The organism is Mycobacterium sp. IDUB_36 (assembly GCF_055419225.1).
Genome location: NZ_JBVAXH010000001.1, coordinates 511,984 through 534,712, shown reverse-complemented (window position 1 = coordinate 534,712; position 22,729 = coordinate 511,984). Strand labels below are relative to the sequence as shown.

The 22,729-nt window shown below is 67.8% G+C and carries 25 protein-coding genes and 1 pseudogene; 19 read left to right on the top strand and 7 right to left on the bottom strand.

Annotation, left to right across the window (positions count from 1 at the left end; genetic code table 11):
- Nucleotides 1–2 precede the first annotated feature (2 nt).
- Both ACZYW1_RS02550 and ACZYW1_RS02545 read right to left on the bottom strand, forming a co-directional pair.
- Complete coding sequence (locus ACZYW1_RS02550) at nucleotides 3–833, bottom strand: mycofactocin-coupled SDR family oxidoreductase (protein ID WP_463783001.1); 831 nt, start codon at nucleotides 831–833, stop codon at nucleotides 3–5.
- A complete protein-coding gene (locus tag ACZYW1_RS02545) occupies nucleotides 833–1,147 on the bottom strand; it encodes a putative quinol monooxygenase (protein ID WP_463783000.1) in 315 nt (104 codons plus the stop codon). The genes ACZYW1_RS02550 and ACZYW1_RS02545 overlap by 1 nt, the downstream gene beginning before the upstream one ends.
- Before the next feature lie 70 nt (nucleotides 1,148–1,217).
- Here ACZYW1_RS02545 and ACZYW1_RS02540 point away from each other — a divergent pair.
- Nucleotides 1,218–3,823: pseudogene (locus ACZYW1_RS02540) on the top strand (DNA translocase FtsK).
- Nucleotides 3,824–3,827: 4 nt separating this feature from the next.
- Here ACZYW1_RS02540 and ACZYW1_RS02535 read toward each other — a convergent pair.
- Together ACZYW1_RS02535 and ACZYW1_RS02530 are read right to left on the bottom strand one after the other, a co-directional pair.
- Nucleotides 3,828–4,829 carry a hypothetical protein gene (locus ACZYW1_RS02535; protein WP_463782999.1) on the bottom strand — a complete coding sequence of 334 codons (1,002 nt, stop codon included), beginning with the start codon at nucleotides 4,827–4,829 and terminating at the stop codon, nucleotides 3,828–3,830.
- A gap of 2 nt (nucleotides 4,830–4,831) precedes the next feature.
- The gene (locus ACZYW1_RS02530; RefSeq protein ID WP_463782997.1) at nucleotides 4,832–5,353 is read right to left on the bottom strand and encodes an amino-acid N-acetyltransferase; all 522 of its coding nucleotides are present in this window, start codon (nucleotides 5,351–5,353) and stop codon (nucleotides 4,832–4,834) included.
- A gap of 55 nt (nucleotides 5,354–5,408) precedes the next feature.
- Here ACZYW1_RS02530 and pgsA point away from each other — a divergent pair, with 55 nt between their 5' ends.
- The 5 genes from pgsA (at nucleotide 5,409) to pspM (ending at nucleotide 8,650) form a co-directional block, all read left to right on the top strand.
- Entirely contained in the window at nucleotides 5,409–6,005 is a 597-nt protein-coding gene (gene pgsA / locus ACZYW1_RS02525) for a CDP-diacylglycerol--glycerol-3-phosphate 3-phosphatidyltransferase (RefSeq protein WP_463782995.1), read from the top strand.
- Complete coding sequence (locus ACZYW1_RS02520) at nucleotides 5,983–6,471, top strand: CinA family protein (protein WP_463782994.1); 489 nt, start codon at nucleotides 5,983–5,985, stop codon at nucleotides 6,469–6,471. Before pgsA ends, ACZYW1_RS02520 begins: the two co-directional genes overlap by 23 nt.
- Before the next feature lie 78 nt (nucleotides 6,472–6,549).
- On the top strand, nucleotides 6,550–6,897 hold the full coding sequence (clgR, locus tag ACZYW1_RS02515) for a transcriptional regulator ClgR (RefSeq protein ID WP_463782992.1): 348 nt from the start codon (nucleotides 6,550–6,552) through the stop codon (nucleotides 6,895–6,897).
- 88 nt (nucleotides 6,898–6,985) lie between these two features.
- The gene (pspA, locus tag ACZYW1_RS02510) at nucleotides 6,986–7,813 is read left to right on the top strand and encodes a phage shock protein PspA (RefSeq protein ID WP_463782990.1); all 828 of its coding nucleotides are present in this window, start codon (nucleotides 6,986–6,988) and stop codon (nucleotides 7,811–7,813) included.
- Between the two features lie 15 nt (nucleotides 7,814–7,828).
- Entirely contained in the window at nucleotides 7,829–8,650 is an 822-nt protein-coding gene (pspM, locus tag ACZYW1_RS02505; protein WP_463782988.1) for a phage shock envelope stress response protein PspM, read from the top strand.
- 10 nt (nucleotides 8,651–8,660) lie between these two features.
- Here the strand turns inward: pspM and ACZYW1_RS02500 are convergent, their stop codons facing one another.
- Both ACZYW1_RS02500 and ACZYW1_RS02495 read right to left on the bottom strand, forming a co-directional pair.
- Nucleotides 8,661–9,050: a DUF5313 domain-containing protein gene (locus ACZYW1_RS02500; RefSeq protein WP_463782986.1), complete on the bottom strand. Its 390-nt coding sequence runs from the start codon at nucleotides 9,048–9,050 to the stop codon at nucleotides 8,661–8,663.
- Nucleotides 9,051–9,057: 7 nt separating this feature from the next.
- On the bottom strand, nucleotides 9,058–9,477 hold the full coding sequence (locus ACZYW1_RS02495; RefSeq protein WP_463782984.1) for a limonene-1,2-epoxide hydrolase family protein: 420 nt from the start codon (nucleotides 9,475–9,477) through the stop codon (nucleotides 9,058–9,060).
- A 38-nt stretch (nucleotides 9,478–9,515) separates the two neighbouring features.
- On the opposite strand from ACZYW1_RS02495, the gene ACZYW1_RS02490 reads away from it, so the two are divergent.
- From ACZYW1_RS02490 to ACZYW1_RS02460, 7 genes are all read left to right on the top strand, one after another.
- Nucleotides 9,516–10,688 carry a glycosyltransferase gene (locus ACZYW1_RS02490; RefSeq protein WP_463782983.1) on the top strand — a complete coding sequence of 391 codons (1,173 nt, stop codon included), beginning with the start codon at nucleotides 9,516–9,518 and terminating at the stop codon, nucleotides 10,686–10,688.
- Nucleotides 10,689–10,701: 13 nt separating this feature from the next.
- On the top strand, nucleotides 10,702–10,896 hold the full coding sequence (locus ACZYW1_RS02485; RefSeq protein ID WP_463782981.1) for a DUF3046 domain-containing protein: 195 nt from the start codon (nucleotides 10,702–10,704) through the stop codon (nucleotides 10,894–10,896).
- A gap of 28 nt (nucleotides 10,897–10,924) precedes the next feature.
- On the top strand, nucleotides 10,925–11,332 hold the full coding sequence (locus ACZYW1_RS02480; RefSeq protein WP_463782980.1) for a hypothetical protein: 408 nt from the start codon (nucleotides 10,925–10,927) through the stop codon (nucleotides 11,330–11,332).
- Nucleotides 11,333–11,505: 173 nt separating this feature from the next.
- Nucleotides 11,506–12,558, top strand: coding sequence for a recombinase RecA (gene recA, locus ACZYW1_RS02475; RefSeq protein WP_292990957.1), 1,053 nt, complete (start codon nucleotides 11,506–11,508; stop codon nucleotides 12,556–12,558).
- Entirely contained in the window at nucleotides 12,524–13,051 is a 528-nt protein-coding gene (recX, locus tag ACZYW1_RS02470; protein ID WP_463782978.1) for a recombination regulator RecX, read from the top strand. Before recA ends, recX begins: the two co-directional genes overlap by 35 nt.
- 122 nt (nucleotides 13,052–13,173) lie before the next feature.
- Nucleotides 13,174–14,688, top strand: a complete 1,515-nt coding sequence (miaB, locus tag ACZYW1_RS02465) for a tRNA (N6-isopentenyl adenosine(37)-C2)-methylthiotransferase MiaB (protein ID WP_463787647.1) — start codon at nucleotides 13,174–13,176, stop codon at nucleotides 14,686–14,688.
- Nucleotides 14,685–15,293 (top strand): Rv2732c family membrane protein, encoded by a 609-nt coding sequence (locus ACZYW1_RS02460; RefSeq protein WP_463782976.1) that lies wholly within the window; start codon nucleotides 14,685–14,687, stop codon nucleotides 15,291–15,293. Before miaB ends, ACZYW1_RS02460 begins: the two co-directional genes overlap by 4 nt.
- Here ACZYW1_RS02460 and ACZYW1_RS02455 read toward each other — a convergent pair.
- Entirely contained in the window at nucleotides 15,290–16,612 is a 1,323-nt protein-coding gene (locus tag ACZYW1_RS02455) for a DUF349 domain-containing protein (protein WP_463782974.1), read from the bottom strand. The two genes, ACZYW1_RS02460 and ACZYW1_RS02455, sit on opposite strands and share 4 nt — an antisense overlap.
- Before the next feature lie 253 nt (nucleotides 16,613–16,865).
- On the opposite strand from ACZYW1_RS02455, the gene ACZYW1_RS02450 reads away from it, so the two are divergent.
- The 6 genes from ACZYW1_RS02450 (at nucleotide 16,866) to hflX (ending at nucleotide 22,706) form a co-directional block, all read left to right on the top strand.
- Nucleotides 16,866–17,780 (top strand): DMT family transporter, encoded by a 915-nt coding sequence (locus ACZYW1_RS02450; RefSeq protein WP_463782972.1) that lies wholly within the window; start codon nucleotides 16,866–16,868, stop codon nucleotides 17,778–17,780.
- Between the two features lie 74 nt (nucleotides 17,781–17,854).
- Nucleotides 17,855–18,754: a DMT family transporter gene (locus ACZYW1_RS02445; protein WP_463782971.1), complete on the top strand. Its 900-nt coding sequence runs from the start codon at nucleotides 17,855–17,857 to the stop codon at nucleotides 18,752–18,754.
- 9 nt (nucleotides 18,755–18,763) lie between these two features.
- The gene (locus ACZYW1_RS02440; RefSeq protein WP_463782969.1) at nucleotides 18,764–19,450 is read left to right on the top strand and encodes a class III extradiol ring-cleavage dioxygenase family protein; all 687 of its coding nucleotides are present in this window, start codon (nucleotides 18,764–18,766) and stop codon (nucleotides 19,448–19,450) included.
- A complete protein-coding gene (gene miaA / locus ACZYW1_RS02435) occupies nucleotides 19,447–20,358 on the top strand; it encodes a tRNA (adenosine(37)-N6)-dimethylallyltransferase MiaA (RefSeq protein ID WP_463782968.1) in 912 nt (303 codons plus the stop codon). Before ACZYW1_RS02440 ends, miaA begins: the two co-directional genes overlap by 4 nt.
- Before the next feature lie 13 nt (nucleotides 20,359–20,371).
- Nucleotides 20,372–21,244 (top strand): diaminopimelate epimerase, encoded by an 873-nt coding sequence (dapF, locus tag ACZYW1_RS02430; RefSeq protein ID WP_463787646.1) that lies wholly within the window; start codon nucleotides 20,372–20,374, stop codon nucleotides 21,242–21,244.
- Nucleotides 21,245–21,290: 46 nt separating this feature from the next.
- The gene (gene hflX / locus ACZYW1_RS02425; RefSeq protein ID WP_463782967.1) at nucleotides 21,291–22,706 is read left to right on the top strand and encodes a GTPase HflX; all 1,416 of its coding nucleotides are present in this window, start codon (nucleotides 21,291–21,293) and stop codon (nucleotides 22,704–22,706) included.
- Nucleotides 22,707–22,729: the final 23 nt, after the last annotated feature.

Sequence of the window (22,729 nt, the reverse complement as noted above, 5' to 3'; positions counted from 1 at the left end):
GTCTACTTGTTCAGAAAGCCTGCATCCACCGGCAGGGTGATGCCGGTGATGTAGCGGGCCTGTTCGGACACCAGCCAGGCCACCGCGTTGGCGATGTCCTCGGGTTGCAGCACCTCCACCGGTAACGCATTGCCCATGCCGCCCGGTCCACCCGTGGCCGAGGCCATCTGAGCCAGCCATCCCCGGGTGAAGTCGTTGTCGATCATCGGAGTATCGACACCGGTCGGATGGACGGAGTTGACCCGAATGTTCTCTCGGGCAAGCAGATTGGCATATACCCGCATCAGTCCGACCACGCCGTGCTTGGCGGCGGCGTAACCCACCGATCCCGCGTCCGCGCTACCCACACCGGCAAGCCCGGCTGCCGAACTGATCAGCACGATCGATCCGCCCGCGCCCTGTTTGACCATCGTCGGTATCGCAGCCTTGATGGTGTTGTACACCCCGCTCAAGTTCACGTCGATGACGTCGCGCCAGCCGTCATCACCCGATTGCATCGGGGCGATACCGGCGTTGGCAATCACGATGTCGAGCCGCCCGAGCGCATCGACACCTGCGTGAACCGCTTCGGTCAGCGACGCCCGGTCACGGACATCGGCCTCCTTGGCCACTATTCGTGCGCCGGTGTCCTCGACGAGTTTGACCGTGGCGGCCAAATCGTCGGGGCTGGCCAGCGCGTAGGGAACGCTGGCGATGGGGGCGCAGATGTCGACGCCGATGATGTCGGCGCCCTCGGAAGCCAGTCGCACCGCGTGTGCGCGGCCCTGGCCGCGGGCTACGCCGGTGATCAGCGCGACCTTGCCCCGCAGCGGGCCGTCTGGTGCCGCAACCATCAGTGGCGCAGGACTCCCTGTTCCGGCGTGCCCGCCGGAACAGGCTGGAGCATCTTGATGTCCGGCGCGCCGACCAGGTGCTCGCCTGCCGCGCCGAACATCTTGCCGACCGCAGGGGCTGTGCTGTGGGTCTTCAGCGCCTCCTCGTCGGCCCATTGCTCGACGAAGACAAACGTCTCGCCCGACTGGTGCAGTGAATACAACTGACAGCCCGGCTCCTGCTGGACCTCCTCGACGGCGGTGGTGAGGATTTCACGCACGGTGTCCACCGACTCGGGTTTGACAGTCAGGGTGGCGACGACGACGACGGGCATACCGGCTCCTGGGGGTCTGAGCTGTGTGTTGCTACGTGACGGGTGTCACCCTACCCAGCCATTTCGGCCGCTGACGCACCGGTTGGATGGTCACGCTCCGGTAACCAGTGTGGCGGATGGTGCGGATGATGCATTTGCGTTTAGGCTTGGCGCATGGCAAGCAAGACTGTCGCGCGGTCCGGGGCTCGAACGAGCAGGTCAAAGGGTGCGGCGCGGGGTTCGCGATCGGCACCGGCGCGGAAGAAAACGGCCCGCCGACCTGCCGCGTCGGCGCGTCGCCCGGCCAGGCGCCAGGGCCACGGTCTGGTAGCCGGCGCCGGGCTGACCGCGGGACGCGCCGTGCGCGCGACTTGGCTGATGCTGGCCAAGGGCACCGGGAGTACCGCGCGGTCGGTGGGCCGGGCCCGCGAGATCGATCCGGGTCACCGTCGCGACGGCATTGCCCTGGCAATGCTCGGTGTCGCGGTCGTGATCGCCGCCGGATCGTGGTTCCACGCCGCCCGTCCGGTCGGTGCGTGGATCGATTCGATGGTGCGGATCTTCATCGGCTCCGCCGTCGGGGTGCTGCCGGTTGTGCTCGGCGTCGTGGCAGTGCTGTTGATGCGCACCGAGCCGAACCCGGAGGCCCGGCCCCGGCTGGTGCTGGGTTCGACGATGGTCGCGCTGCCGGTGCTGGGGCTGTGGCATTTGTGGGCCGGCTCGCCGGATTCGCCGGCCGGACGCGCTCATGCGGCGGGATTCGTCGGCTTCGCCATCGGGGGACCGCTGTCCGAGGGCCTGACGCCGTGGATCTGTGCGCCGCTGCTGTTCATCGGCGCGCTGTTCGGCTTGTTGCTGTTGACCGGCACCACGATTCGTGAGGTGCCCGAGACGCTGCGGTCCATGTTCGGCACTCGGATGTTCGGCTACAACGACGACGACGACGATTACTACGACGACGATGACGCTGTCGATGACGACGTCGCCGATGACTTCTCCGACGGCTACTACGACGAGAGCTCGGCCTACGGCACCGACGAGGCCCAGGCGTGGCCGTCGAGTGCCGAGCCGGTGGTGCCCGACGAGAACCCGACGGTGCCCGAGCCGGCAGCGGCGCCCAGTCGCAAGCCGGCGGTGAAAACTCCGAAAACTGCTGCGAAGCAAGACACCTTGGTGCTCGACCGGGTCGTCGAGGGCCCGTACCACCTGCCGTCGCTGAACCTGCTGGTGGTCGGCGATCCGCCAAAGAAGCGAAGTGCGGCCAACGACCAGATGGCCGACTCGATCACCTCGGTGCTGCAGCAGTTCAAGGTGGACGCCGCCGTCACCGGCTGCACCCGCGGGCCGACGGTGACGCGCTACGAGGTCGAACTCGGTCCCGGCGTCAAGGTCGAGAAGATCACCGCGCTGCAGAAGAACATCGCCTACGCGGTGGCCACCGAGAGTGTTCGCATGCTGGCGCCGATCCCGGGCAAGTCCGCGGTCGGCATCGAGGTGCCCAACACCGACCGCGAAATGGTGCGCCTGGCAGACGTTCTCACCGCGCCGTCGACCCGCCGAGACCACCACCCGCTGGTGATCGGGCTGGGCAAAGACATCGAGGGCGACTTCATCTCGGCCAACCTGGCGAAGATGCCGCACCTGCTGGTCGCCGGCTCGACTGGGTCCGGTAAGTCCAGCTTCGTCAACTCGATGCTGGTGTCGCTGCTGGCCCGGGCCACACCGGAAGAGGTCAGGATGATCCTGATCGACCCGAAGATGGTGGAATTGACGCCCTACGAAGGCATTCCGCACCTGATCACCCCGATCATCACCCAGCCGAAGAAAGCCGCGGCGGCGCTGGCGTGGCTGGTCGAGGAGATGGAGCAGCGTTACCAGGACATGCAGGCGTCCCGGGTCCGTCATATCGACGACTTCAACACCAAGGTGCGCAGCGGGGAGATCACTGCGCCGCTGGGCAGTCAGCGGGTGTACCGGCCGTACCCGTACGTGCTCGCGATCGTCGACGAGTTGGCCGACCTGATGATGACCGCCCCACGCGACGTCGAGGACGCCATCGTCCGCATCACCCAAAAGGCCCGCGCCGCAGGCATTCACCTGGTGCTGGCCACCCAGCGGCCGTCGGTCGACGTGGTCACCGGCTTGATCAAGACCAACGTGCCGTCACGGCTGGCGTTCGCGACGTCGTCGCTGACCGACAGCCGGGTGATCCTGGACCAGGCCGGTGCGGAGAAGTTGATCGGCATGGGCGACGGATTGTTCCTGCCGATGGGGGCGAGCAAGCCCGTCCGCCTGCAGGGCGCCTACATCTCCGACGAGGAGATCCAGGCCGTCGTCGCCGCGTGCAAAGAGCAGGCCGAGCCCGAATACACCGAGGGCGTCACCGCGGCGAAGTCCACCGGCGAGCGCAAGGACGTCGACCCTGACATCGGCGACGACATGGACGTGTTCCTGCAAGCGGTCGAGTTGGTGGTCTCGAGTCAGTTCGGTTCGACGTCGATGCTGCAGCGCAAGTTGCGCGTCGGATTCGCGAAGGCCGGCCGGCTGATGGATTTGATGGAAACCCGCGAAATCGTCGGCCCCAGTGAGGGTTCCAAAGCGCGCGACGTGCTGGTCAAGCCCGAAGATCTGGCCGGCACGCTGATGCTGATCCGCGGTGGCGCCAACGCCGACGGCTCCGACGACGGGGACGACTAGCTAGTCAGCAGTTCTCGTAGATGCGGGACATCTCGATTTCCAGGGGCAGTCGCCGATAATTCGCATCGTGACGCTCACAGCCGCCCACGATGAGTTGCACGGGCCCATCGCCACTGCGAAGAATCAGTTCCACGGGGCGATTGAAGTGTCGGACCAGATCGGCGGTCGACAACGCGATCCGGCGACCCTCGGAGTCAGCGTTCGGCCCGGTGGGCAAGCCGGCGTCGATCTGGGTTTCGGCTTGGCTACCGCGTGCAGCCGGGATGTGCGTCGACCCGCTGACGTTGGCGCGTGAACCCAGGAGTTCGGTGATCTGCCGCCACACGGCGGTGTCCGCGTCGCTGGGCGGGTTCGGCTGAGAGGTGTACTCCTGCGGCCGAAAAGTTTGGTCGACCACGTTCATGATGCGCCAGGTGGCGTTGGCCAACGCCGGGTCGCTCCGCTGCAAGGCCCGCGCGGAAGCCTCGGACGTGCCGGGCTTGAGAGTGATGAAGATGTGGCGAGCTTGCGCCGGTTCACCCCAGATCGGCTGGCGCAGGTCGACATACTCAGCTATCGGAGAGTGGACGGCGCGCAGCCAGACGGCGGTGCTGGAGCCCACGTCGGCCGCGCTGAGGCTCTGCGGCGGCGAGGCGTTGTCGCCGAGCTTGAACGTCGCCTGCGAGTAATCGGCGAGGTAGTTGCTTTTCCGCTGCGGTGTTGCGGGGTAACGGATGTCGAGTTCCACCCGGTGGCCGCCGAGGCGATGGTTTTGGATCTGTTCGACGAAGGTGCGGCCCACGTCGGCGGCCTGCTGCTCGGTGACTCGATCGTCGAGTCGTGCGGTCAGGTGGAAATTCTGGCCGTTCTCGAAGCTCGACTCGTAGCGCGTTTCAGTGGCTGTGACGCCAGGCATGGTCTTGATCAGCTGATCCACCCGGTCGGCGTCGTCTCGGTTGTCGGAAAGACACCCTGATGCTGGACACACCATCACCGCGGTCAATGCGATCACCGCCGACCTGCGCATCGCTAGAGCACCAACAGCATCCGCGAGTTGCCCAACGTGTTCGGCTTGACGTAGCTGAGGTCCAGGAACTCGGCGACACCGATGTCGTAGGAGCGCTGCATCTCCTCGTAGACCTCGGTGGTCACCGGGGTGCCCTCGATCTCGGTGAAACCGTGCCGACCGAAGAACTCGGTCTCGAACGTCAGCACGAACAGTCGCTGGAGTTGGAGCTCGCGTGCGACGCGCAGAAGCTGATCGACGATCGCGTGACCGATGCCGCGACCGGTCATCGAGGGATCGACGGCGACCGTGCGAACCTCGCCGAGATCGGCCCACAACACATGCAGCGCGCCGCAGCCGATCACCTTGCCGTCGTACTCGGCCACCCAGAACTCCTGGACCGCCTCATACAGCGTCACCAGGTTCTTTTCCAGCAGGATCTTGCCGGCGTAGGTGTCCACGAGTTGCTTGATCAACGGCACGTCAGAGGTGTGTGCGCGCCGAATCGTGGGCCCGTCGGCCGGTGCTTCGCTGGGTGCGCTCACGAGTTGCAGAGTATCGGTCTGAGCCACTCTGGCTGGTAACGGATATTCTGATGCCGTGTCGGGGCAGCCTCAGTCAGGTCCAGTGGTCCCGCGCGTGCGGGTGACCAACCTGGCCAATGTGCTCACACTGCTGCGACTGGTGTTGGTGCCGGTCTTCCTGTTGGCCCTTTTCGCCGGGAATGGACACGAAACCGCCAGTCGCATCATCGCTTTCGTCGTGTTCGCGGTCGCGGTCATCACCGACCGCCTCGACGGCGCGCTGGCGCGCAACTACGGCATGGTCACCGAATTCGGCACGATGGCCGATCCGATCGCGGACAAGACCTTGGTCGGCGCCGCGCTGATCGGGTTGTCGATGCTCGGCGACCTGCACTGGTGGGTGACGGTGGTCATCTTGGCCCGCGAGGTCGGGATCACCGTGCTGCGCTTTGTGATGCTGCGCCACGGCGTCATTCCGGCGAGTCGCGGCGGCAAGCTCAAGACCCTGGTCCAGGCCGTGGCGATCGGATTGTTCGTGCTCCCGGTGTCCGGGGCCTGGCTGATGACTGCCTGGGTGATGATGGCCGCTGCGATCGTCCTGACCATCCTCACCGGGCTGGATTACGTGGTGTCGGCCGTCAGGGACAGCCGTGGACGACCCGCTGCTCACTGACGACGCGCGCGGCCTCGTCGCCGACCTGACCGTTCGCAACCAGAGCATCGCCACTGCCGAATCGCTCACCGCAGGTCTGCTGGCGGCGACGTTGGCCGGGGTCCCGGGTGCCAGCGAGGTGTTGCGCGGCGGCCTGGTCACCTACACCGAACAAACCAAGACCCTGCTGGCCGGCGTCGCCCCGGAGATTCTCGACGAGGTCGGGCCGGTTGCGGCTCCGACCGCGCGGGCGCTGGCCGTCGGTGCACGTCAACGCTGCGACGCGACCTGGGGGGTCGGGTTGACCGGAGTCGCCGGACCCGAACCGCACGGTGGGCACGAGGTGGGGACGGTGTTCGTGGGACTGGCCGGTCCGGTCGACACCGAAGTAGTGGAATTGCGGCTGCCGGGAACCCGCTGGGACATCCGCCTCGGCGCGGTCCGTGAGTCGATCAGCCGGTTGCGAGCGCTGGTGGCGGCGCACTGACCAGCCCGGGAACCATCGGCCGAGCCGCGGGCGTTGATGTGATGAAGAATCGAGCTGACCGGACGTAAGGAGAGCGCGATGCCGTCATTGCTGCGCGAGGTTCTCGGCGACGTACTACGCCAGGCCCGCATCACCCAGGGCCGCACGCTGCGGCAGGTGTCCGACTCCGCGCGGGTCAGCCTGGGATACCTCTCGGAGGTCGAGCGCGGCCGCAAAGAGGCCTCCAGCGAGTTGCTCAGTGCCATCTGCGACGCGCTGGACGTGCCGCTGTCTCAGCTGCTCACCGACGCCAGCGAGCAGTTGGGCGGCCGGCAGGAGACGCAGCCGACGGCCGAGGCCGCCTCGCCCAGCGCGGCCAACATCGACGTCAGCACCAAAGTCGTCATCCCGGCGGTCGCCGCCCTGGCCATGTCGGCGAGCGGCTAGACCCGAGAAGCAAGGGTGTAGCAATTGTGGTGGAGACGATAAGTTGAGCCTGACGGCAGACATCGACACACGAAGGCGGAGCTAACTGATGGCCAATCCGTTCGTCAAGGCGTGGAAGTACGTCATGGCGCTGTTCAACTCGAAGATCGACGAGCACGCCGACCCGAAGGTTCAGATCCAGCAGGCCATCGAGGAAGCGCAGCGCCAGCACCAGGCGCTGACCCAGCAGGCCGCGCAGGTGATCGGCAATCAGCGTCAGCTCGAGATGCGGCTCAACCGCCAGCTCGCCGACATCGAGAAGCTGCAGGTCAACGTTCGTCAGGCAGTCACACTGGCTGACCAGGCGACCGCGGCGGGCGACGCGGCGAAAGCCACCGAGTACAACAACGCTGCCGAAGCATTCGCCGCCCAGCTGGTGACGTCCGAGCAGAGCGTGGAGGACCTCAAGGCGCTGCACGACCAGGCACTCGGGGCCGCCGGTCAGGCCAAGAAGGCCGTCGAGCAGAACTCGATGGTGCTGCAACAGAAGATCGCCGAGCGGACCAAGCTGCTCAGCCAGCTCGAGCAGGCCAAGATGCAAGAGCAGGTGAGCAAGTCGCTGCGGTCGATGAGTGAGATCGCCGCGCCGGGCACCACGCCGAACCTCGACGAGGTGCGCGACAAGATCGAACGCCGGTACGCCAATGCGCTGGGCCAGGCCGAGCTCGCCCAGAACTCGGTGCAGGGCCGGATGATCGAGGTCGAGCAGGCCGGCGTGCAGATGGCCGGCCACTCGCGGTTGGAGCAGATCCGGGCATCGATGCGCGGCGACGCGTTGCCCGCCGGCGGCGCGACGACCGCCGATTCAGCGGCCGCACCCGGTGCCCCCGCGGCGGCACCGCAGGCGACGCCCACCGAGAAGCCGCTCGGTCAGTAGGGGACGATCAAGCGCATGGCAGTTCAGTCCGGCCGCAATGGCGTGTGGCGGACGTTGCTGCTGCGCGGTCTCGACACCGTCGGCGACGTCTCGGAGCTGGTGTTCCAAAAGATCAGTGCCGCAACCGATCCGCGGGAACGGCAGCTGCGTCGCCGTCGCCGCGCACTGCGCTGGGGTTTGATCTTCACCGCCGGGACCGTGTTCTGGGGTGCGGTGACGGCGATCCTGGCCGCCTGGGGCTGGTTTGCTCTGCTGCTGGAGATCACCGGTGGTGTTGCCGTCGTGCAGGCGATGATCGCCACCCTGTTGCTGATTCGCTACCGCTGGCTGAAGGCCGATCCGTTGCCCGCCCAGCGACCCACCAGCATCCGGCGCCTTCCGCCGCCGAGTTCGGCGGCGCGGCCGGCGATGTACGCACTCGGCGCCTCCGAGCGGGGGTTCTTCTCATTGCTCGGGGTGATCGAGCGCGGCAGCATGTTGCCCGACACCGAAATCGGCGAGCTGACCACCGCGGCCAGGCAAAGTTCGGCCGCCATGGCCGCGACCGCCGCCGAAGTGGTGTCGATGGAGAGGGCGGCGCACGGAACTCCGCAGTCGCGGACCTACCTCGCGCCCACGATCAATGCCTTGACCTCCCAGTTGAGCGCAGGGGTACGGCAGTACAACGAAATGGTCACCGCGGCAGCCCAATTGGTGTCATCCGCGAACGCGGATCGCAACGTCACACCGGCGACCTCGCGACAGCGGTACCGCGACGAACTGACGGGAGCCACCGACCGTCTGATCGGCTGGGCGCAGGCGTTCGACGAGCTCGGCAGGGCACCGCGGCGGGCCTAGCCGCGCCGACTCACTCGTCCCTGGGGCCGTAACGCTCGATGTACGACCGCCGCATCTGCTCGTCGCGCTTACTGCGTTGTGCATCAACCAGATTCGGGTCGAGGCCGTGTACCTGCAGCATGTGCCGGCGCCACACCTTGTTGAGCGCATGCGAGAAGTACACGAACGGAATCAGAATCGGCAGCGTCATGCTCAGATGCACGTCGAGCGTCGTCGGGATCAGCCAGAACGGTGCCAGCACCAGCACGGCGGGCACCGCGACGCGTCGCATCATCCGGCCGGTCGCGCCTTGACCGGCCAGGTCATTGCGCACCCAGTCGCGCATCGAGTCGGGCAGCCGCCTGCCGCAGCAGTACCGCAGGAACTGAAGAGTGTTGGGGCGCGCGCCGCTGTCGCTCATGGCGGGGTCAGAGCGAAGGCCGCAAGGCGGGGACAACTACGCCGGCGAGGCCACGCAGGGTCGCCTTGAACATGTTGAAGAAGTCGAAGTAGTCGCGCCACAACGTGATCTGCCCGTCGTGCACCTCGAAGACACCGCACACCCAGAACTGCAGCCGCAGCGGGCCCAGCACTATGGCATCAGTGCGTTCGTTGAGCACGGCCGCGCCGTCGGCGGCGGTGCGGTGGATCTTCACTTCGAAGCTGCCCGGGCCCATCGACGTGAACAGTTTCATGGCCCGGCGGCGCCCGCGAATCGTCGGCAGACCGACGTTCTGGTACACCAGATTTTCGGCGAGTGCGCCGCCGACGGTGTCGAAGTCGGCGTCCTGCAGCGCATGCAAGAGGGTCTCCACCACGCGGGTGTTCTCGAGAGTCTGCTCGGTCATGACCACAGCCTAACCAGTCGCTGTGGCAGGGTAGGCCGATGCGCGTTGCGGTCGTGGCCGGGCCGGATCCCGGGCACTCCTTTCCTGCGATCGCGTTGTGCCGCCTGTTCCTGGCTGCCGGTGACACACCGACATTGCTGACCGGCACCGAATGGCTGGACACCGCTCGCGCCGCGGGCATCGATGCCCACGAGCTGGCCGGTCTGGACCCGGCTGAGGGCGACGACGACAGCGACGCCGGAGCGAAAATCCACCAGCGCGCGGCGCGGATGGCCGTCCTCAATGCTCCGCAATTGCAATCGATGGGCCTGGACCTGGTGGTTTCCGACGTGATCACCGCCTGCGGCGGCATGGCGGCGGAGTTGCTCGGCATTCCGTGGGTCGAGCTCGATCCGCATCCGCTGTACCGACCGTCGACCGGGCTGCCGCCGATCGGGAGTGGGCTGACGCCCGGCACCGGGATTCGCGGCCGGTTGCGCGACTCCGCGATGCGGGCGTTGACGGCACGGTCGTTGCGGGCCGGTGATCGGCAGCGGGGACAGGTGCGTACTGAAATCGGTTTACCGGCAACCGATCCCGGGCCGCTGCGGATGCTGATCGCGACGCTGCCCGCCCTGGAGGTTCCGCGACCGGACTGGCCGGCCGACGCGGTTGTGGTGGGTCCATTGCACTTCGAGCCGACCGAGCAGGTGCTCCCGATTCCGTCGGGGTCGGGGCCCGTTGTGGTGGTCGCGCCGTCGACGGCGACGACCGGGACCAAGGGGATGGCCGAGACAGCCCTCGAGAGTCTGGTGCCCGGGTCCGTCCTGCCGCCCGGCGCCCGGGTGGTGGTGTCGCGGCTCGGCGGTGCGGAGTTGGCATTGCCGCCGTGGGCGGTGGCGGGGCTCGGTCGGCAGGACAAGCTGCTCGCCCAGGCCGATCTGGCGATCTGCGGTGGCGGGCACGGCATGGTGGCCAAGGCGCTGTTGGCCGGGGTGCCACTGGTGATGGTCCCGGGCGGCGGGGACCAATGGGAGATTGCCAACCGGGTGGTGCGTCAAGGCAGTGGACGACTGGTGCGGCCCCTGACCGGCGAAGCCCTGGCCGACGCCGCTGCCGACGTGCTGTCGACGCCGAGCTACCGCGAGGCCGCGCGGCGCGCGGCGGCCGGGGCAGCCGAGGTGGCCGACCCGGTGCAGGTGTGCCATCAGGCGCTGGCGGCTGCCCGATAGGTAGCTTGTCGGGGTGCGACTCACGGAATTCAACGAGCGGGTCACTCTGCGGTTCGGCGCCACCTACGGCTCCTCCGTGCTGGCTGATCATGTGCTGAGCGGGTTCGGCGGGCGCACTGCCGCACAGGCGATCGAGGATGGCATCGAGCCGCGCGACGTGTGGCGGGCGCTGTGCGTCGACTTCGACGTGCCCCGCGAGCAATGGTGAATTGCCGGGAACGACGTCGTCTGCGACCGTGAACGGTGTGACGGCCGCCCACTTCTCCGGAGTCGCACGATTCGTCGGCACAGTCCCCAACGAACACCAGCTTTTCAGCGTGATCTACGCCAGAGAACTCGAGCTGTATCACGTGGATCCACCGTTGTGCGGCTACCGGGTAGTGGCAGCTGCGCAGACCCTGTACGCGCTGCGCGCCGTCGTCGTGGGAGACCCCGATCCGCCACCTCCCGAGGATCCGGTGACGACAACGTTGTTCGGGACGACGGGCGGTGAGGGTCTGCACGTCGAGTGGGGCCAGGTGTTGTTCGAGGCGGAGGGCAGAAGCCCCACCAGGACATTGGCCGAAGCGGGCTATCAGGTCAGGCGAGAGGGCTCGCCCAAGGTCGCGGCGTGGCCGGCCGACTTCCGTCGGCCCGTTCGATAGGCCGTCGACCGCGTCCGAGACACACCGGCGCGCCTTGCAAGCCAGTCGAACACTTGTTCGCTACTGTGGTGATCGTTCGACATATACCGACTTGTCGGAGGCCTGCTTTAACGTCACGGCCAATCGACCAACACCGGTCAGACCGAACGACGACTACACCGAGAGGTAGCACCATGGCACAAGCCCCAGACCGCGAAAAGGCACTCGAACTGGCAATGGCCCAGATCGAGAAGAGTCACGGTAAAGGGTCGGTGATGCGCCTCGGAGACGAAGTGCGTCAACCGATCTCAGTCATCCCGACCGGATCCATCGCGCTGGACGTCGCCCTGGGCATCGGTGGACTGCCCCGTGGCCGCGTTGTCGAGATCTACGGTCCGGAGTCGTCCGGTAAGACCACCGTCGCACTGCATGCGGTCGCCAACGCCCAAGCCGCCGGCGGTATTGCGGCGTTCATCGACGCCGAACACGCGCTGGATCCCGACTATGCCGCCAGGCTGGGCGTGGACACCGATTCGCTGCTGGTCAGCCAGCCGGACACCGGTGAGCAGGCCCTCGAGATCGCGGACATGCTGATCCGCTCGGGCGCGCTGGACATCCTGGTGGTCGACTCGGTGGCCGCACTGGTGCCGCGCGCTGAGATCGAGGGCGAGATGGGCGACAGCCACGTCGGCCTACAGGCCCGGCTGATGAGCCAGGCGCTCCGTAAAATCACCGGCGCGCTGAGCAATTCGGGCACCACGGCCATATTCATCAACCAGCTGCGCGAGAAGATCGGCGTGATGTTCGGATCGCCCGAAACCACCACGGGTGGAAAGGCGTTGAAGTTCTACTCGTCGGTGCGTCTGGACGTGCGGCGGATCGAGACACTCAAGGACGGCACCGACGCGGTCGGTAACCGCACCCGGGTCAAGGTCGTCAAGAACAAGGTGTCGCCGCCGTTCAAGCAGGCCGAGTTCGACATTCTCTACGGCCGGGGCATCAGCCGCGAAGGCTCGCTGATCGACATGGGTGTGGACCAGGGCTTCGTCCGCAAGTCCGGGTCGTGGTTCACCTACGAAGGCGAGCAGCTGGGACAGGGCAAAGAGAACGCCCGAAACTTCCTGCTGGAAAACCCCGAGGTCGGCAACGAGATCGAGAAGAAGATCAAGGAAAAGCTCGGTATCGGTGCGGTAGTGACGGATGAGCCGGCCAATGACGGCGTCTTGCCCGCCCCCGTCGACTTCTGAGTCCGCTCGCGAAGAGCAGGCGCGGGCGTTGTGCCTGCGCCTGCTCACCGCGAGGGCGCGCAGCCGCGCCGAGCTCGCCGGCCAACTGGCCAAGCGCGGCTACTCCGACGATGTCAGCGTCCAGGTGCTCGACCGGCTCGCCGAGGTCGGCTTGCTGGACGACGTCGATTTCGCCGAGCAGTGGGTGCACTCACGGCTGGCGAACGCCGGAAAAGGCAAGCGCGCGTTGGCCGCTGAGCTACGCACCAAGGGCGTCGACAAAGATGTGATCACTTCGGTGCTCAGCGACATCAACCCCGCTGCCGAGCGCAGCCGCGCCGAGGAACTCGTTCGCAAGAAGTTGCGGCGCGAGAATCTCTCCGATGAGGCCGCCGATGCCCGGGTGACCCGCCGACTCGTCGCCATGCTTGCCCGTCGCGGGTTCAGCCAGAGCATGGCACTCGACGTCGTCAGTGTGGAGCTGGCGGGGGAGCGGGAACGCCGACGCGTCTAGCGGAATGTGACTGCCTGCGTCCGCTCCTTCTGCGCTGACGAACCCACGCGAATCGGCTCGACCCTGACCGCCGCAACCGCCGCAGCGCTCAACCGCCGTACCATGGCCCAGTGACTTCGACGATGGCATCGGACGTATCGCCCGCAGCGGCGTCGGTGCCGTCGCAGCGCACCTACCAGGTGCGCACCTACGGGTGCCAGATGAACGTCCACGATTCGGAACGCCTGGCGGGTCTGCTCGAGGCGGCCGGTTACCAGCGGGCGCCCGACGGCGACGATGCCGACGTGGTGGTCTTCAACACCTGCGCGGTCCGCGAAAACGCCGACAACAAGCTGTACGGAAACATCAGCCACCTGGCCCCGCGGAAGCGGAGTAACCCCGACTTCCAGATCGCGGTCGGCGGATGTCTGGCCCAGAAAGACAAAGACGATGTCCTGCGCAAGGCGCCGTGGGTCGATGTCGTGTTCGGCACCCACAACATCGGCTCGCTGCCCACCCTGCTCGAACGGGCACGGCACAACAGCGTCGCGCAGGTCGAGATCGCCGAAGCATTGCAGGAATTTCCATCATCACTGCCGGCTGCCCGCGAATCTGCTTACGCCGCTTGGGTTTCCATCTCGGTCGGATGCAACAACAGCTGCACCTTCTGCATCGTGCCGTCGTTGCGGGGCAAAGAGGTCGACCGCAGCCCCGACGACGTCCTGGCCGAGGTGCGCTCCCTGGTCGACGACGGCGTAGTGGAAATCACGCTGCTGGGTCAAAACGTCAACGCTTACGGGGTGTCGTTCGCCGACCCGCAGCTGCCACGCAACCGCGGCGCCTTCGCCGAACTGTTGACCGCTTGTGGCCGTGTCGACGGCCTGGAGCGAGTGCGGTTCACCTCGCCGCACCCGGCGGAGTTCACCGACGACGTCATCGAGGCCATGGCGACGACCCCGAATGTCTGCCCCGCACTGCACATGCCGCTGCAGTCCGGCTCAGACCGGATGTTGCGCGCGATGCGCAGGTCCTACCGGGCCGAGCGGTATCTCGGCATCATCGACCGGGTGCGCGCGGCCATGCCGCACGCCGCGATCACCACCGACCTGATCGTCGGGTTCCCCGGTGAAACCGAGGACGACTTCGCCGCGACCCTGGACGTGGTCCGCCAGGCCCGGTTCGCCAACGCATTCACCTTCCAGTACTCCAAACGTCCCGGCACTCCGGCCGCCGAGCTGGACGAGCAGCTTCCCAAAGCCGTTGTGCAAGAACGCTATGACCGGTTGATCGCAGTGCAGGAGCAGATCGCGCTGGAGGAGAACCGTCACCAGATCGGCCGGACGGTCGAGTTGCTGGTGGCCACCGGTGAGGGGCGCAAGGACAGCAGCACGGCGCGGATGAGCGGGCGCGCACGAGACGGGCGGCTGGTGCATTTCGCGCCGGGGGCGCAGCAGGTGCGCCCAGGCGACATCGTCACCACGACAGTCACCCGCGCTGCGCCGCATCATCTGATCGCCGACGGGGACATCCTCGCTTACCGCCGCACCCGCGCCGGTGACAACCACGCCGCTGGGCAGCGGCCGCGTGGAATCGGGCTCGGCATGCCCGCGATCGGCCAACCCGTCGTCACAGCAGAGCCGTCGGGGTGCGCACGATGAACCGCGATGTCGGTGGGTTCGACGCGTATCGCGACGACATCGAGGCGGCCGAACGCCGAATCGCCCGCGAGATCGAGCCCGGCACACGGGCTTTGGTGGTCGCGATCCTGGTGTTCGTGCTGATCGGGTCATTTGTCCTGCCGCACACCGGCGCTGTACGCGGATGGGACGTGTTGTTCACCACGCACGACGCGACCAGGGCCGCAATAGCATTACCGTCGCGTGTATTCAGTTGGCTGGCTCTGGTTTTCGGCGTTGGCTTCTCGATGCTGGCACTGCTGACCCGGCGCTGGGCGCTGGCCTGGGTGGCGCTGGCAGGTTCTGCAGTGGCCAGCGCGGCCGGGTTGCTGGCCATCTGGTCGCGGCAGACGGTGGCCTCGGGACATCCCGGCCCCGGCCTGGGACTGATCGTGGCCTGGATCGCGATCATCTTGCTGACGTTCCATTGGGCACGGGTGGTGTGGTCGCGCACGATCGTCCAGCTGGCCGCCGAGCAGCAGCGTCGGCAAACCGCCGCACAGCTCCAGGCCCGGACGTTGCTGGAAACGCTCGACCCCGACGGCGCGCCGCCGAAGCCTGACGGCGAGGCGCCAGGCGCCCGCTAGCCCTTGCGGGTCAGCGCCTGGGCCGCCGCATCGGCCCACTGCCGCCACTGCTCGGCGTTGGCCTTGGCCTCGTTGGCTTCCTTGGTCCGTCCCGCTGCCTCGGCCTTCTGAGCTTGACGTTCATACTGCTCGGCACGTTCGCGGAACTGATCGGCGCGCGCTTGGACCTCGGGGTCGGGCCCGGACGGCTCGGCCGCGTCGCGCACCTTCTTCTCGACCGCCCGCATGCGTCGCTCGAGATCGGCGGCCTTCTCGCGGGGCACCTTCCCGATCGCGTCCCACTTGTCGCCGATCGTGCGCAACGCCGCGCGGGCCGCCTCGGGATTCCCCGTGTCGATCCGCTCCGCCTCCGACAGCAGCGCCTCTTTGGCTTTGGCGTTGGTGGTGAATTCGGCGTCGCGCTCGGCCGTCGCGGCGTTACGGGCCTTGAAGAACGTGTCCTGAGCGCCTTTGAAGCGGGCCCACAGGGCGTCGTCGACATCGCGGGCGGCGCGGCCGGCCGCTTTCCAGTCGACCAGCAGCTTGCGGAATTCGGCGCTGGTCGGACCCCACTCCGTCGAGCCGACCAGCGCTTCGGCCTTGACGCAGAGTTTTTCCTTGGCCTCGCGGGCACCCGCCCGATCACGGTCCAGCTCCGCGAAATGCGATCCGCGCCGCCGGTTGAACGCCTCGCGCGCCGCCGAATAGCGCTTCCACAGGGCGTCGTCGGTCTTTCGGTCCAGGCCGGTGATGGTTTTCCACTCGTCGAGGATCGCGCGCAGCCGATCACCGGCGACCTTCCACTGAGTCGAGTTGTTGCCCAACTCCTCGGCCTCGGCGGCGAGAGCGTCCTTGCGTGCGGTCTGAGCGGCGCGGTGCTCGTCGCGGCGCGCCCGGTCGGCCGCCGCCGCGGTGTCGGCGTGCTCGGCGATCCCGGTCAGCCGGGCCGCCAGCGCGTCGACATCGCCCATCACGTTCGCCGTCGGCAGCGTCTCGGCCAGCCCCGCGGCGGTGGCTTTGATCTTGCGGGCGTCGCCGGTGCCCGCGGTCAGGCGCTCCTCGAGCAGCGTGATCTCGGTGCTCAGGTCGTCGAAGCGCCGTCCGAAATGGGTGAATGCCGCTTCGGTGTCACCCGCCTGCCAGGACCCGATGACCCGCTCGCCCGAGGAACTGATCAGCCACACGGTCCCGTCGGCGTCGACGCGGCCGAACCGGTGCGGATCGCTGGCCGGCGTGGACGGGATTGGATGGGACGGCGGACGGGGGGTCGGCTTGGGGCCGGGCCGCGGTCCCGGTCGAGGGATCGGCCGAGGCTCGTTCTGCGACTCTTCGGACGTCATGGCCTGCCGTCACCTACCCTTCGCGCGGTCATGGTCCGCGCATCTGCCGCGCATAGCGGCGCCGTCGTCACGGGGTACGCACCTCCGCACCCCTCCAGTATTGAAGCAGCTTGCCAGTCGGAGCGTCCTGAGTTGGCCGGCTCAGCCCGGTGAGACAGGGGGAAATCGCCCGGCGGAGAGGCGTTACCAGCGACACACCGAGGGGTCGCCCTTAGGCTGGGGGCGCATCCCGGAGATGAATAGGCGGTGAACGATGACGACAGCGGAGGATCTCGCGGCGCTGATCGCGCTGTGTGCCGCCCTGGCATCGGCGATCGGCGACGTGATCCGGCAGCGATCAGCCCAGGAGATCACCGACAAACAGGTCGGCCACCTGCATTTGTTCTGGCTGTCGGTGCGCGACCCGCGGTGGTGGATGGGCGGCATGGGTGCCGTGGCCAACTACAGCCTGCAGGCCGGCGCGCTGGCCCTCGGATCGGTGATGCTGGTGACGGCGTTGCAGGTCACCTCGCTGCTGTTCGCGCTGCCGATCTACGCCCGGCTGGCCCACCACCGGGTCACGCGCTGGGAGTGGACGTGGGCGGTGACGCTGGCCGCCTCGTTGGCTGTGCTGGTGACCGTCGGCGATCCAGATGCCGGGATCGCGCGCGGTTCGCTGGACCACTGGCTGATCGTCGGCGCCGTCCTGGCACCGGTGATGTTGTCGTGCGCGGTGGGCGCGCGGATCTGGGCCCGCAGTCCCGCAGCGCCCGTGTTGCTCGCGGTAGTGGCCGGTTCGTCGCTGGCGTTGTTCGCCGTGCTGACCAAGGGTGCCGTCGGCGCGGCGTCGGGAGGATTCGAGGCATTTTTGCGCGCGCCCGAGTCCTACGGCCTGTTGCCGGCCGCGCTGGTCGGGATGATCTTCCAGCAGTCGGCTTTCCGGGCCGGGGCGCTGACCGCGTCGTTGCCGACGGTGACGGTCGCCAAGCCGGTGGTCGCGTCGCTGCTCGGTGTTCTGGTGCTCGGCGAAACGCTGGACACCAGCGGTCCGCGGGAGTTCACCCTGATCGCAGCGGCGGTGGTGGTGGTGATCTCGACGATCGCCCTGGCTCGCGGCGAAGCGGCGACCATGGCGGCGGGCGAAGGTCACGACGTGGTCGTAACCGAGACCGAGCCGTTGCCTCGATAGCCGCGCCGCACCCCGTTTTCATAGCCGGCGTCAGTACCGTGGCGGGGAGCCAAGGACGTGAGGGGGGTTAGACCATGCCCAAAGAAGATGTCGCCGTCGTACTGGCATTGGCCGCCGCGTTCGCGTCGGCGCTCGGCAACGTGGCACGTCAACGGTCCGCGCACGCGGTGACTGAGGAGCGGGTCGGCTACCTCGCGCTGTTTTTCATGTCGTGGCGCAATCGCGACTGGCGACTCGGGGCGGTGGCGGCTGTCGCCAACTACGTGCTGCAGGCCGGGGCGTTGAGCCTCGGGTCGGTGATTCTGGTGACCGGGCTGCAAGTGACGGCGTTGCTGTTCGCGTTGCCGCTCTACGCACGCATGACCGGCGCCCCGGTCAGCCGCTGGGACTGGACCTGGGCGGCGATCCTGGCCGCCGCGCTGGCCGTGGTCGTCACGGTCGGAAATCCGGTGGCCGGACACTCCCGCGCCTCACTGCAGACCTGGCTGGTGGTGGCCGCGATCGCCGGCCCGCTGGTGGGACTGTGCCTGCTCGGCGCGCGACTCTGGCCGGACGGGGCGATCGCCGCGGTGCTGCTCGCCGCGGTGTCCGGAGCATCGCTGGCGTTGTTCGCCGTGCTGGTCAAAGGCGCCGTTATCGCGGCCAGGGGTGGCATCGTCGCGCTGTTGGCCACCCCTGAGCTTTACGCCTGCATCGGGGCCGCGGTCGCCGGGATGGTGTTCCAGCAGTCGGCCTACCGGGGTGGCCCGCTCAACGTGTCGATGCCGACCATGACGGTGGCCAAGCCGACCGTGGGCGCGCTGCTGGGTGTTTTCGTGCTCGGCGAGACGGTGCGCTCCGGTGACGAGACGGTGTTCGTGCTCGCCGCTGCGGTGACGGTGATGGTGGGAGCCACCGCCGCTCTCGCTCGCGGCGAGGCCAAGACGGTGGAGGCGCACACCGACTCGTTCGCCGCCGTCACCTCGACCGGTTAGTTTTAAGGCGTGCTGAGCGCCATCGCGATTGTCCCGTCGGCGCCGGTGCTCGTTCCCGAGCTTGCCGGCACCGCCGCCGCCGAGGTGGGGGATCTGCGGGCCGCCATGGTGGCCGCCGCCGCCGCGCTGCCGCCGCGGTGGATCGTCGTCGGGGTAGGGGCCTCGGATGAGGTCGTCGGTCCTGACAATGTCGGGACATTCGCAGGCTTCGGCGCCGACGTGGTGGTGCGGCTGTCACCGCAGGCCGGCGGGCCGCCGATGCCGATGCCACTGTGCGGGCTGATCGGCGGCTGGATCCGGGCGCAGGCCCAGCCGGATGCCCGCGTTCAGGTTCGGGTCTACGCCGACGACCACGACACCGAGGCCGCAGTCGCCATCGGCCGGCGGCTGCGCGGCGAAATCGACCGTTCCCGCGAGCCGATCGGCGTGCTGATCGTCGCCGACGGCGCCAACACGCTCACACCGGCGGCCCCGGGCGGTCACCGGCCCGACGACGTCGAGGTGCAGAACCGCCTCGACGACGCGCTGGCCGGCGGAGACCTGGCCGTGCTCACCCAGCTGCCGCCGCAGGTCGGCGGGCGAGTCGCGTTCGCCGTGCTGGCCGGGCTGGCCGAACCGGTGCCCAGGTCGGCGAAGGAGCTCTGCCGTGCGGCGCCCTACGGCGTCGGGTACTTCGCCGGCGTCTGGCAGCCGTGAGGCCACTGGCGATCGTCGGCCCAACCGGAACCGGCAAATCGCAGTTGGCCCTCGATGTCGCTGAGCTGCTCGGCCGAGAGGTCGAGATCGTCAACGCGGACGCCATGCAGTTCTACCGCGGCATGGACATCGGCACCGCGAAACTGCCTGTCGCACAGCGCCGCGGCATACCGCACCACCAACTCGACGTCCTCGACGTGACCGCCACGGCCACCGTCGCGCGCTACCAGCAGGACGCCGCCGCCGACATCGAGGCGATCGCCGCACAGGGCAAGGTCCCGGTCGTGGTGGGCGGCTCGATGCTCTACATCCAGTCACTGCTCGACGACTGGTCGTTTCCGGCGACCGATCCGGCTGTGCGGGCGAAATGGGAGCAACGCCTCGCCGAGGTCGGCACCGCTGCGCTGCACACCGAGCTCGCCGATCGCGATCCGGCCGCCGCGGCGTCGATCCTGGCGACCGATGGGCGGCGGATCGTGCGGGCGCTGGAGGTCGTCGAACTCACCGGCCGGCCGTTCGCCGCGTCGGCCCCGGTGATCGGCACACCGCGATGGGACACCGCGATCATCGGATTGGACTGCGATACAGAGGTTCTCGACCGGCGACTGGCTCAACGGACCGACACGATGTTCACCGAGGGTCTGATCGGCGAGGTGACCGCGCTGCTGGACTGCGGTCTGCGCGACGGCGTCACCGCGTCGCGCGCACTGGGCTACGCGCAGGTGCTCGACGACCTCGATGCCGGTGGTGACGGCACCGCCGCCCGCGAGCCGACCTTCATCGGGACCCGGCGCTATGTGCGTCGCCAGCGGTCCTGGTTTCGCCGCGACCACCGGATCCATTGGCTCGATGCGACCGCGGGTGACATCGCCGAAGCGGCACTGCGGGCGTGGCGACACGTATCCTGAGCAGGTGATGCCCATGATCTTCGCCAAAGGCCATGGCACTGAAAACGACTTCGTCGTGCTCGATGACCTGGATGCAACCCTGGTGTTGACCCCGGAGGTGGTGTCCGCATTGTGCGACCGCCACCGTGGCCTGGGGGCCGACGGGGTGCTGCGGGTCACCACCGCCGGAAAGGCGCTCGCAGCCGGGGTTTACGACCGGATACCCGACGGCGTGAGCCCAGACGACTGGTACATGGATTACCGCAACGCCGACGGCTCGATCGCGCAGATGTGCGGCAATGGCGTACGGGTCTTTGCGCATTATCTACGGGCCGGCGGTCTGGAGACCCGCGACGAGTTCGTTGTCGGCTCGCTGGCCGGCCCTCGACCGGTCGTCGTCCACCACCTCGATGCGACCAACGCCGACGTTCGGGTCGACATGGGAAAGGCCAATCGACTCGGGCCCGGGCAGGCCGTGGTCGGCGGCCGGAAATTCAACGGTCTGGCAGTCGACGTCGGCAACCCACATCTGGCGTGCGTCGATTCGGCGCTGACCGTCGAGGCCCTCAGGACGTTGGACGTCGCCGCACCGGTGAGTTTCGACCGCGACCAGTTCCCGGACGGTGTCAACGTCGAGATTCTCACCGCCCCGGTCGACGGCGCGGTCAGCATGCGGGTGCACGAGCGGGGAGTTGGCGAAACCCGTTCCTGTGGAACGGGAACCGTCGCTGCGGCGGTCGCCGCCCTTTCCCACGGCGGCGCCACCACCGGCACCCTGACCGTGCGGGTGCCCGGCGGCGATGTCGTCGTCACGGTCACCGAAGCAACCAGTTATCTGCGCGGGCCGTCGGTGTTGGTGGCCCGCGGCGAACTCAGCGAGCAATGGTGGCAGGAGGCGTCACGATAAATCGGATGCGAGCCGACGCGTCGGCAGGCACCATTTGTAGTTGCCTATGACGAATCCACAATTTCCTGATATCCCGAGCACCGGCGACCTCGCGCTGGACGACCGCGCAGCGCTGCGCCGCGTCGCCGGGTTGTCCACCGAGCTCACCGACGTCTCCGAGGTCGAGTACCGCCAGCTGCGACTCGAGCGAGTGGTGCTGGTCGGCGTTTGGACCGACGGCAGCGCCGCCGACGCCGACGCCAGCCTTGCGGAGTTGGCCGCGCTTGCCGAAACGGCGGGGTCCGAGGTGCTCGAAGGCATGGTTCAGCGGCGTTCCAAGCCCGACCCGTCGACCTACATCGGCTCGGGCAAGGCTGCCGAATTGCGCGATGTCGTCACAGCCACCGGTGCCGACACCGTCATCTGCGACGGCGAACTGTCGCCGGCTCAGCTGAACGCGCTGGAAAAGGCCGTGAAGGTCAAGGTCATCGACCGCACCGCCCTGATCCTGGACATTTTCGCCCAGCACGCCACCAGCCGGGAAGGCAAGGCGCAGGTATCGCTGGCGCAGATGGAGTACATGCTGCCGCGGCTGCGCGGCTGGGGTGAGTCGATGTCGCGGCAGGGTGGTGGCGCAGGCGGCAGCGGCGGTGGTGTCGGAACTCGCGGACCCGGTGAAACCAAGATCGAGACCGATCGGCGCCGTATCCGCGAGCGAATGTCCAAGCTGCGGCGCGACATCAAGGACATGAAGACGATCCGCGACACCCAGCGCAGCCGCCGCCGCAGCAGCGATGCGCCGGCCATCGCGATCGTCGGCTACACCAACGCGGGGAAGTCCAGCTTGCTGAACGCGCTCACCGGCGCGGGGGTCCTGGTGCAGGACGCTTTGTTCGCGACCCTGGAACCCACCACCCGCCGTGGACAATTCGACGACGGGCGGGCATTCGTCGTGAGCGACACCGTCGGCTTCGTCCGCCACCTGCCGACCCAACTGGTCGAGGCGTTCCGATCGACGTTGGAGGAAGTTGTCGACGCCGATCTTCTCGTGCACGTCGTCGACGGCTCCGACGTCAACCCGCTGGCCCAGATCAGTGCTGTGCGCCAGGTGGTGTCCGAAGTGTTCGCCGACCACGAGGTCACCGGCGGCGAGGCGCCGCCAGAGCTGATCGTGGTCAACAAGATCGACGCCGCAAGCGATCTGGGGTTGGCCAAGCTACGCCGTGCGTTGCCCGGCGCGGTGTTCGTCTCGGCGCGTACCGGCGATGGTGTCGAGGCTTTGCGTGGGCGGATGGCCGAGTTGGCCGCTCCCACCGACACCGCGGTCGACGTGGTGATCCCTTACGACCGTGGCGATCTGGTGTCGCGGGTGCACGCCGACGGCCGGGTCCAGGTGACGGAGCACATCGGCGACGGCACCCGGATCAAGGCGCGAGTGCCGGTGGCGTTGGCCGCGGCGCTGCGACCGTTCTCCTCCACCTGAAACGTCCCCGGGAAAGCAGAAAG

Bases quoted from the DNA above. Each gene is read 5' to 3' on its own strand.
- ACZYW1_RS02550 (WP_463783001.1), bottom strand. From the start codon at position 833: ATGGTTGCGGCACCAGACGGCCCGCTGCGGGGCAAGGTCGCGCTGATC.
- ACZYW1_RS02545 (WP_463783000.1), bottom strand. From the start codon at position 1,147: ATGCCCGTCGTCGTCGTCGCCACCCTGACTGTCAAACCCGAGTCGGTG.
- ACZYW1_RS02535 (WP_463782999.1), bottom strand. From the start codon at position 4,829: ATGCGCAGGTCGGCGGTGATCGCATTGACCGCGGTGATGGTGTGTCCA.
- clgR (WP_463782992.1), top strand. From the start codon at position 6,550: ATGCCGTCATTGCTGCGCGAGGTTCTCGGCGACGTACTACGCCAGGCC.
- pspA (WP_463782990.1), top strand. From the start codon at position 6,986: ATGGCCAATCCGTTCGTCAAGGCGTGGAAGTACGTCATGGCGCTGTTC.
- pspM (WP_463782988.1), top strand. From the start codon at position 7,829: ATGGCAGTTCAGTCCGGCCGCAATGGCGTGTGGCGGACGTTGCTGCTG.
- ACZYW1_RS02500 (WP_463782986.1), bottom strand. From the start codon at position 9,050: ATGAGCGACAGCGGCGCGCGCCCCAACACTCTTCAGTTCCTGCGGTAC.
- ACZYW1_RS02495 (WP_463782984.1), bottom strand. From the start codon at position 9,477: ATGACCGAGCAGACTCTCGAGAACACCCGCGTGGTGGAGACCCTCTTG.
- ACZYW1_RS02490 (WP_463782983.1), top strand. From the start codon at position 9,516: ATGCGCGTTGCGGTCGTGGCCGGGCCGGATCCCGGGCACTCCTTTCCT.
- recA (WP_292990957.1), top strand. From the start codon at position 11,506: ATGGCACAAGCCCCAGACCGCGAAAAGGCACTCGAACTGGCAATGGCC.
- recX (WP_463782978.1), top strand. From the start codon at position 12,524: ATGACGGCGTCTTGCCCGCCCCCGTCGACTTCTGAGTCCGCTCGCGAA.
- miaB (WP_463787647.1), top strand. From the start codon at position 13,174: ATGGCATCGGACGTATCGCCCGCAGCGGCGTCGGTGCCGTCGCAGCGC.
- ACZYW1_RS02460 (WP_463782976.1), top strand. From the start codon at position 14,685: ATGAACCGCGATGTCGGTGGGTTCGACGCGTATCGCGACGACATCGAG.
- ACZYW1_RS02455 (WP_463782974.1), bottom strand. From the start codon at position 16,612: ATGACGTCCGAAGAGTCGCAGAACGAGCCTCGGCCGATCCCTCGACCG.
- ACZYW1_RS02450 (WP_463782972.1), top strand. From the start codon at position 16,866: ATGACGACAGCGGAGGATCTCGCGGCGCTGATCGCGCTGTGTGCCGCC.
- ACZYW1_RS02445 (WP_463782971.1), top strand. From the start codon at position 17,855: ATGCCCAAAGAAGATGTCGCCGTCGTACTGGCATTGGCCGCCGCGTTC.
- dapF (WP_463787646.1), top strand. From the start codon at position 20,372: ATGATCTTCGCCAAAGGCCATGGCACTGAAAACGACTTCGTCGTGCTC.
- hflX (WP_463782967.1), top strand. From the start codon at position 21,291: ATGACGAATCCACAATTTCCTGATATCCCGAGCACCGGCGACCTCGCG.